Below are 6,078 nucleotides of genomic sequence, written 5' to 3'. Positions count from 1 at the left end.
CATTGACCAACATTCACCTTGTTTATTAGGAACCAATAGCTTTTCTGGTGTTCGTTGGGGGATACGTTTTTTACGTTTAGCTCTAATATTAAGTTTTAACTCACAATACACCCGATACACCCGTTTATGATTCCATTTATAGCCGAGCTTTCTGATGCGATTAAAACATTTGGGAAAGCCCCAGCGTAAATGCCGGTCTGTGATAGCATTCAACACCGAAATAATCACCGAATCATCCGGTAACTTAGGTTGATGATAGTAAGCACAACGGCTTAAGCCAACAATGGCACAACTCATAGCAATAGTAACTGAATGATTTTGTTGTAGTTGCTGTGCCCACATTTTACGTACCTTTGTGGGCACTAAAGCTTTTTTATGATTTCTTCCTGAAGCTGGGATTTTAAGCTCAGTTCGGCAAACATCTGTTTAAGTTTACGGTTTTCGGCCTCAAGCTCCTTTAAACGTTTAATATCAGAGGTTTCCATTCCGCCGTATTTTTCTCGCCATTTATAGAAAGTTGAATTTGCCATGCCATATTTACGGCAGAGTTCCTTGACAGGAATACCTGCTTCAGCTTCTTTTAAAATAGCGACGATTTGATGTTCAGTCATTTTTTTCATAATTGAATCCTCTTTTACTTTTATCATAGAGAATTTTCTACTTTTTTGCTGTACTATTTTAGGGGATAGTTACATAATCACGCTATAATCAAGGAACACAACGTACCGATTTAGTTACTTATTGGTCTGATTGACTGACACTAAATATTGATAAAGGTTATATGATTATTTTTAATGTTGAGTTGCATAACAATTTTCTTTACATAAGCTGTGCATCTGTACTTATACATGGATAATATTTGATGTTGAAATCCATTATATGGTGAAACAGGAGAAAGTGACGTAATGATACATGTCACAAATTTTAAGTTAAAAGATTAATTATGAAATTTATTTATAAAGATGATAAAACAAAATCTATTCACTGGGAATTTTGTGAGAAAAATCATACTCCTTTTATAGAGTTAAGTATTATTAATCATAAATACACTAATATCTTTTATGATATAACCAATTATCATATTTCTTTAGAAGAAATTTCTGATGATATAAAAAAATTATATTTAGCTTACATCGAATTTTTTATGCTTTCCGATACGATAATTGAAGATTCGTATAACCAATACTATTTTTTTAATTTAATCGTAAAAAGTGAGCATGCTAATTTTTTAGCAGAAAAATTATATGATTATCTTTTATTTAGATTAAGCAATTAAGTTAGAATATTTCCACTATTAATCAGGTTTAATTAAATAGTAGTCAAAACAGTTAGGGCAATATTTTTCTAGCCAATTTTTGGCTCTTGCACTAATAAAACAACCTAGTATTTCAATTCCCATAAAAAAATCAGAATCATCAAGTTCGTTGCCAACAAAAGTAATATATGCCGAAGGATTTCGCATATCGATAAGTTTATTTTTGTTTAAATGAATTTGGCTTTCTATACTAGACAAGTAATAATCTGGCATATCCTGATTTAATTTTACATCATTAATGCCATCAAAAATTAAATCCACTGGTTCATATAGATCATCTAAATAATCAGTTATATCTTTATTCACATCCAATTTTGTCCAATTAAGATTAATAATTTTCTTTTTTTCTATTTCATACAAAAATTTAATGCCTTTTAATGAGGAATTTTCGATGAGTTCCTTTATTTCTTTTGTAAAAATAAAGTTATTACTTGAAAAATAAGCTTTTGGAGTAAAAGGGCCGGTACGTTCGATAGAAATAGACTGCTTGTTTTCATCCCAAGGTGTTAACCTGTCCAAAGTATATCGCCCAGTCGCCCCAAGGGGAGGTTTTACTTTCAATTAAGAATAGGAAGCGCTGATCTTCTGATTTCATGATTATGTACCTTTACATTGACATCTAAATAAACGTGTTATGACACTAGAAATGACAGCCTATATTCCATAGATCACTTAAGCTTTTTGTCAGACAATTAATTTATTTTTTAATCAATGCTTATAGCACCACAAAAACGGTTGCATAGTTATTACATACGCTGCTATATTTTTGTTAAAACATGGTCAAGCAAAAATCACTATCTATGAAACGATACTCTAGCCAGTTCCCAGATTTTTTACTATATCCTTGTAATATAAAATTATTTTGTTCAAGCGATATTTTCTGAATATATTCAAAAAACTCTAATTCATGTTTGAATAACATTTTCTGTTCAAAGAGATTATTCAAATGATTAACGATAAAAACATTTGCTTCAAAAAATGACCAATTAAAAATCGATAAACAAACATTAGTTATGCGTTGTTTTGTCTCTAATTGGTAAACTGATGCAAAATATATCTTAATTTCATGAGGAAATATTTTAGTATCCAAGATATTGCAATCAGCTGTTTCTATATGTTGTATATTCATTTATTAGCAGCTTAGTTTGTTTTAAACAATAGATTGCTTTAAATCAACAATATTATCGTAAATATCTAAAGCGCTTTTTACCTAATCATATAGGAGTACGTGATTGGTATAATATTACTTTATCTGGCGATGGTGTTGAGTCAATTAAGAAGATTTGCTTTTTTTAACTCAGCTTAATTTTCTATCAGTGACGGTTTTTTAAGCTTTATAGTTAATTCTTTGATACATTCATTCGCCATTCTTTTGTATTTTATCGCAATTTCTTCAGAATAGTTTTCATCAACCATTTTTTCAAAATCTGCAAGTGTACCAAAAAAGTCTGTTGCTTGAATTGCGAATGCTCCATTAGCCCAACAAGCAAAAATAGTTTGTGAGTTATCTTCGCCAGTTTTACGATAAGCTATATTCTGTATTTGATCTATATCCAAATATATGCCACGAGTAACCGATAAGTTTTCGGGTAATGATGTGATTTTGGTTGACTGTATATTTAAATGCTCACCAACAAATAAATTTTTAGGCAATGCTTGAATTTCTGTATTTGCTAGACTTAAATACCCGCCTACAGATAAATGTTCTGGTAATGTTTGGATTTTTGTATTTCTTAAATTTAAATACCCACCAACAGAAAATTTTTTGGGTAGTTGTTTGGTGTTTGTATTTCTTAAATCTAAATCACCACCGACTGTTAAGCCTTCAGGTAATGATTGAATATTTGTATAGGCTAAATCTAGATCGCCACCAACAAATAAGTTTTCAGATAATTTGTTGATCTGACTATTGATTAAATATAAATCCCCACCAACTGACAAATTTCTTGGTAGTATTTCAATTTCTGTATTTTCTAGATTTAAATTACCACCAATCGATAGGTTATCAGGTAATTCTTTGAGCTCTGAAAAGACAAGATCTAAATCGCCACCAATTGATAAATTTTCTGGTAATGATTGAATGTCTGTATTTCCTAGATATAAATCACCGCCAATAGATAGATTGTTAGGCAGTTCTTTGATATGTGTAAACGATAAATATAAACTGCCACCTACAGATAAATTGTCGGGTAATAATTGAATTGCTGAATCTGTTAAATCTAAATCACCACTAACAGAAAAATTTTTAGGTAGTGATGTAATTTTTGTATGAGCTAAAACCAAATCGCCGTTAATCAATAAATTATCGGGTAATACACAAATTCCTTTTTTTGTTAAATTTAAATTATTATTAACTATGATTTTATTATCGTTAATACAGTATTTTACGCTTTTTTTGTTTAATAACTCCAAAAACTTTTCCATTATATCTCGCATAAATAATAAAGGTTGTTATAATTTTATCATTATTCTGATATCAATATAAAATTACATATAATTACTACATTCGTATTCTAAATCAAGCAGTAAACTTTCAGCATTAACAACTGGGGTATTAGATAGACCTGGAACTGAGAAAATACCAACTTGAGTCCCTTTTGATGATAATTTAGGCAACAAATCATCCATTATATAATCAAGCGATAATGCTTTTGGTTTGTAATTTTCCCAACCATCTATAGCACAATTTGCAGCATATTCACGAGCTGGCCATAATATAAGAACTTCACTATTGTCATCATTTATGCCACTTAAGGCAAAACCATCATAATCCAAAACCCAAGCTTTTTCGTTATCAACAATTCTTTTTATAGAATAAATGTATCTCTCTTTGCTACCTTTATTTGACATAGCTTCGATTTCTTTGGCTGATACTTTCATAATTAGTCCTCATATTTTTTGCTACGTTTGGTAAGCATAGATAATAATAATTATCATGTCAATGTTGAAAATTTGTATAAATTAGAGTTTGGAATACAGTATATTGATATCCGTGCTTTTTTATAAAATGTTAAATTATTAAAAATAAAATGAAAGAATGATTTAAAATGACTGTCCACTAAAATGAGGACAGTTCACATTATTTGGTAGTATTCGGCATTGTAGTCATTTTGCCGATCTTATTGGGGTAATCAAGGAAGGTTGTTTTTTTACCTTATCTTAATTTACTATCGATGACGGTTTGTTAAGCTTTGTAGTTAACTCTTTGATACATTCATTCGCCATTTTTTTGTATTGTATCGCATTTTCTTCAGAATAGTTTTCATCAACCATTTTTTCAAAATCTGCAAGTGTACCAAAAAAGTCTGTTGCTTGAATTGCGAATGCTCCATTAGCCCAACAAGCAAAAATAGTTTGTGAGTTATCTTCGCCAGTTTTACGATAAGCTATATTCTGTATTTGATCTATATCCAAATATATGCCACGACCAACAGATAAGGTTTCGGGTAATACTTGAATTTCTGTCGATTCGATGTTTAAGTGACCATCAACGGATAAGTATTCAGGTAACCTAGTCATTTTGGTAAATTTCAAATCTAAGTCACCTTTAATAGAAAAGTGTTCTGATAATGCTTCTATTTCTGTAAATCCTAAGTATAAACTCCCACCAACTGATAAGTTTTCGGGTAGCATTTTGATGTTTGTCACTGTTAAATTGAGATCACCTTGGACAGATAGGTTTTCTGGTAGTGCTGTTATTTTTGTTTTTGCTAAATTTAGACTACCACTAATCGAAAAATTCTTAGGTAATGCTTTGATTTCCGTATTTGTTAAATATAAATAGCCACCAATAAGTATATTTTCAGGTAATTTTTTGATTTCTGTATTTGTTAAATCTAAATCACCACTAACAGAAAAATTTTTAGGTAGTGCTTCAATTTTTGTATGAGTTAAAATCAAATCCCCGTTAACAAACAAGTTTTCAGGTAATGCTTTAATTCCTTTATTTCTTAGATTTAAATTACCATCAACTGTGATCTTATTGTCTTCAATGAGGTATTTTATACCTTGTTTATTTAGTAATTCTAAAAATTTTTTCATGATTTCTCTTTAGCGATAAAAACTGTTTTAAATAGACTGCATTAATGCGGTTAACAACGGTAAATTTTACTACTACAGATTTTTGCTTAAAAACGGAAAGACCTTTTTTTGACCTTCCCATTTTGGATTAATCCAAAAAATCATCATTTTCAAGGTAATAAATAATAGCATCTAATAAATCTTTTTTTGTAGCATTAGGATGATGTTCAAGTTTATTATCGATAATGGCTTGAAATGTCGGATATTCTAACCATGCTTCATATTTATCAGGTGAATCATCCATTTCATCAAATTCATCTTCCGTCTCTGCAATGTAATAATTGGCATTTTTAATGCAATTGATCTCATTTATAAATTCAGGTTCCACAAAAAAGCGCCAAGGTTCATTCAAATTTTTATAAATACGGAATAAATTTTCAATTCCTCTTATAGTTTTCATTCATAATCTCCAATTATTATTTACAATAAATTGTATCTGGCTATTTTCTGCAATCATCACAAACATCATTTTGATTTATTTTATGATTCCACTCTAAACTGACTTGCTCATCATAGCATGATGGAATTTCTTTATCTAGAACAGGTAAGTATTCGTCGTGTAAATACCCCAAACTTAGTACAAGATTCAAGTAGAAAATCATGCTGTTTGTTTTAGTGTTTTATACTCAATCGGCGTCATGTTATTTAATGCCTCATGCGGTCTTTCGGTGTTATAAATCGTT

Annotated in this window: 11 protein-coding genes; 1 reads left to right on the top strand and 10 read right to left on the bottom strand. The window is 30.0% G+C overall.

Annotated features, from left to right (window positions below; all coding sequences use genetic code 11):
* Both A9G24_RS00045 and A9G24_RS00040 read right to left on the bottom strand, forming a co-directional pair.
* The coding region (locus A9G24_RS00045; RefSeq protein WP_141673006.1) for an IS3 family transposase at positions 1-342 on the bottom strand (342 nt) is incomplete at its 3' end.
* Positions 343-362: 20 nt separating this feature from the next.
* Positions 363-620, bottom strand: a complete 258-nt coding sequence (locus tag A9G24_RS00040) for a transposase (RefSeq protein ID WP_065637205.1) — start codon at positions 618-620, stop codon at positions 363-365.
* 323 nt (positions 621-943) lie between these two features.
* Here A9G24_RS00040 and A9G24_RS00035 point away from each other — a divergent pair, with 323 nt between their 5' ends.
* Positions 944-1,276, top strand: a complete 333-nt coding sequence (locus A9G24_RS00035) for a hypothetical protein (RefSeq protein ID WP_065637204.1) — start codon at positions 944-946, stop codon at positions 1,274-1,276.
* 18 nt (positions 1,277-1,294) lie between these two features.
* On the opposite strand, the gene A9G24_RS00030 is transcribed toward A9G24_RS00035, so the two are convergent.
* The 8 genes from A9G24_RS00030 to A9G24_RS13250 form a co-directional block, all read right to left on the bottom strand.
* Positions 1,295-1,834, bottom strand: a complete 540-nt coding sequence (locus tag A9G24_RS00030) for a hypothetical protein (protein ID WP_065637203.1) — start codon at positions 1,832-1,834, stop codon at positions 1,295-1,297.
* A 250-nt stretch (positions 1,835-2,084) separates the two neighbouring features.
* The gene (locus A9G24_RS00025; protein WP_065637202.1) at positions 2,085-2,444 is read right to left on the bottom strand and encodes a hypothetical protein; all 360 of its coding nucleotides are present in this window, start codon (positions 2,442-2,444) and stop codon (positions 2,085-2,087) included.
* Positions 2,445-2,617: 173 nt separating this feature from the next.
* Positions 2,618-3,739, bottom strand: a complete 1,122-nt coding sequence (locus A9G24_RS00020) for a hypothetical protein (protein ID WP_065637201.1) — start codon at positions 3,737-3,739, stop codon at positions 2,618-2,620.
* 63 nt (positions 3,740-3,802) lie between these two features.
* Entirely contained in the window at positions 3,803-4,195 is a 393-nt protein-coding gene (locus tag A9G24_RS00015; RefSeq protein ID WP_065637200.1) for a DUF2750 domain-containing protein, read from the bottom strand.
* Positions 4,196-4,474: 279 nt separating this feature from the next.
* On the bottom strand, positions 4,475-5,356 hold the full coding sequence (locus A9G24_RS00010) for a hypothetical protein (RefSeq protein ID WP_065637199.1): 882 nt from the start codon (positions 5,354-5,356) through the stop codon (positions 4,475-4,477).
* Between the two features lie 127 nt (positions 5,357-5,483).
* On the bottom strand, positions 5,484-5,795 hold the full coding sequence (locus A9G24_RS00005; protein ID WP_065637198.1) for a DUF7716 domain-containing protein: 312 nt from the start codon (positions 5,793-5,795) through the stop codon (positions 5,484-5,486).
* Positions 5,796-5,835: 40 nt separating this feature from the next.
* Complete coding sequence (locus tag A9G24_RS12755) at positions 5,836-5,985, bottom strand: hypothetical protein (protein ID WP_176701144.1); 150 nt, start codon at positions 5,983-5,985, stop codon at positions 5,836-5,838.
* Between the two features lie 8 nt (positions 5,986-5,993).
* Positions 5,994-6,074: an integrase core domain-containing protein gene (locus tag A9G24_RS13250; protein ID WP_442902743.1), complete on the bottom strand. Its 81-nt coding sequence runs from the start codon at positions 6,072-6,074 to the stop codon at positions 5,994-5,996.
* Between the last annotated feature and the right edge of the window lie 4 nt (positions 6,075-6,078).

This window comes from Gilliamella sp. App6-5 (genome assembly GCF_001690525.1).
Taxonomy (GTDB): domain Bacteria; phylum Pseudomonadota; class Gammaproteobacteria; order Enterobacterales; family Orbaceae; genus Gilliamella; species Gilliamella apicola_H.
The sequence above is the reverse complement of the archived record's forward strand: the minus strand, read 5'-3'. Positions and strand labels throughout refer to the sequence as shown.

Excerpts from the sequence above, each read along its gene's own strand:
- A9G24_RS00015 (WP_065637200.1), bottom strand. The coding sequence starts at position 4,195 with ATGAAAGTATCAGCCAAAGAAATCGAAGCTATGTCAAATAAAGGTAGC.
- A9G24_RS00020 (WP_065637201.1), bottom strand. The coding sequence starts at position 3,739 with ATGGAAAAGTTTTTGGAGTTATTAAACAAAAAAAGCGTAAAATACTGT.
- A9G24_RS00025 (WP_065637202.1), bottom strand. The coding sequence starts at position 2,444 with ATGAATATACAACATATAGAAACAGCTGATTGCAATATCTTGGATACT.
- A9G24_RS00035 (WP_065637204.1), top strand. The coding sequence starts at position 944 with ATGAAATTTATTTATAAAGATGATAAAACAAAATCTATTCACTGGGAA.
- A9G24_RS00010 (WP_065637199.1), bottom strand. The coding sequence starts at position 5,356 with ATGAAAAAATTTTTAGAATTACTAAATAAACAAGGTATAAAATACCTC.
- A9G24_RS00005 (WP_065637198.1), bottom strand. The coding sequence starts at position 5,795 with ATGAAAACTATAAGAGGAATTGAAAATTTATTCCGTATTTATAAAAAT.
- A9G24_RS00040 (WP_065637205.1), bottom strand. The coding sequence starts at position 620 with ATGAAAAAAATGACTGAACATCAAATCGTCGCTATTTTAAAAGAAGCT.